1 protein-coding gene and 1 pseudogene are annotated in these 1,634 nt (G+C 67.7%); both read left to right on the forward strand.

Annotated elements, in window-relative coordinates; genetic code table 11:
* On the forward strand, window positions 1–894 hold an 894-nt coding region (locus FVW20_RS14605), incomplete at its 5' end, for an ABC transporter permease (RefSeq protein ID WP_196610184.1).
* Window positions 895–1,173: 279 nt separating this feature from the next.
* Window positions 1,174–1,634 (forward strand): annotated as a pseudogene (locus FVW20_RS14610) (hypothetical protein); the annotation flags it as partial.

A 1,634-nucleotide genomic window follows, 5' to 3' on the forward strand; every position in this document is an offset into this window, starting at 1 on the left:
GCCGGGCGGGTGGACGCCATCGTGCACCTGCAATCCGACTTTGCCCGCCGCCTTTCGGATGCGACGGGCAGCGCGGCCCGTGGCGCCCGGCCCGACGGCGCGTCCCCGGCAGGGGACACGGGCACCGTGCCCGTGCAGCTCATCGTCAACGGGGTGGACCCCAACAACGCCCGCACCGTGTCCGGCTACGTCGCCAGCGTGTGGCAAAGCTGGCTGTCCGGTCGTGTTGCCGCTGCCGGGCAGGTTCCGGCGGTGCGGCTGGCCACGCGCATGTGGTTCAACCCCACCTCCGACAGCCGCCACTTTCTGGTGCCGGGGCTGATGGTGCTGATCATGACCCTTACGGGCGCCCTGCTGACCGCCATGGTCATGGCCCGCGAATGGGAACGCGGCACCATGGAGGCCCTGCTGGTGACCCCGGTGCGCATGGGTGAACTGCTCACCGGCAAGCTGCTGCCCTATTTCGTGCTGGGCATGGGGGGCATGGTGCTGACCGTGATCATGGCCCTGTACCTGTTCGGGGTGCCCCTGCGCGGTTCGCTGGCGGTGCTGGCCGGGGCCTCGTCGCTGTTTCTCACCGCCGCGCTGGGCATGGGGCTGTTCATCTCGGTGCTGGCGCGCAACCAGTTCATCGCCGGGCAGGCCGCGCTGCTGGCCACCTTTCTGCCCGCGCTGTTCCTGTCGGGGTTCATCTTCGACCTGGAAAGCACGCCCGGCTTCGTGCAGGCGGTTTCGTACGTCATCGCGGCGCGCTACTTCGCCACCCTGCTGAAGACCATCTTTCTGGCGGGCGAGGTATGGGAGGTCATCGTGCCCAACGCGCTGGCCCTGGCCGCACTGGCGTTCTTTTTCCTGACCGTGGCGAGGCTGCGTTGCCGCAAACGGCTGGATTAGGGCCGTATCCAAATTGTCCTTTCGCCCGTTGGCTTCCGACCCGAAGGGCGCGAGGCGTGACCCTTGGGCGAGCTTGCGAGCCCTACGGACATCGTGCGCAACGCGGTCAAACTTCGCCCGCCATATCGGTCAAATGCAACAAGAGTACGCGCTGCGGCCTCATCCGCAAGATTCGCACTGCGTGCTCACCAGGCGGCTGAGGCACTCCCTCATGACAGGCTCGTTTTCCTTGCCAACAAACGAAAATCCTACTTGGGACACGGCCCCTCGGAGCGCGCCATGCACGACCACGCCATCACAGACAACATAACCCGCAAGCCCCCCTCCGCGCGCACTTCCGCCCAGCCCGGCCAGTCCCTGCAATCCGGCCAGTCCCTGCAATCCGGCCAGTCCCTGCAACCCGGCCACCCCGTGCAATCCGGCCCGCTGGCCCTGCTGCACCGCCTGCTGGCGCTCATCGTCAAGGAATTCCTGACCCTGCTGAAAGACCCCAAGAGCCGCACGGTGGTCATCCTGCCGCCGCTGCTCCAGACCATCATCTTCGGCTATGCCGCCACCTTCGACCTGGTGGACGTGCCCTGCGCCATCTACGACGAGGACCGCAGCGCGGCCTCGCGCGAGCTGGCCGCGCGGGTGGCCGGGTCGCCCACGTTCCGCGTGGTGGAATACCTGCACCGCGACGCGGACATGGCCCGCCTGCTCGACGCCGGGCAGGTTCGGCTGGTGCTGCGCATCGGGCA

This window comes from Nitratidesulfovibrio oxamicus (assembly GCF_015731765.1).
GTDB classification, from domain to species: domain Bacteria; phylum Desulfobacterota; class Desulfovibrionia; order Desulfovibrionales; family Desulfovibrionaceae; genus Cupidesulfovibrio; species Cupidesulfovibrio oxamicus.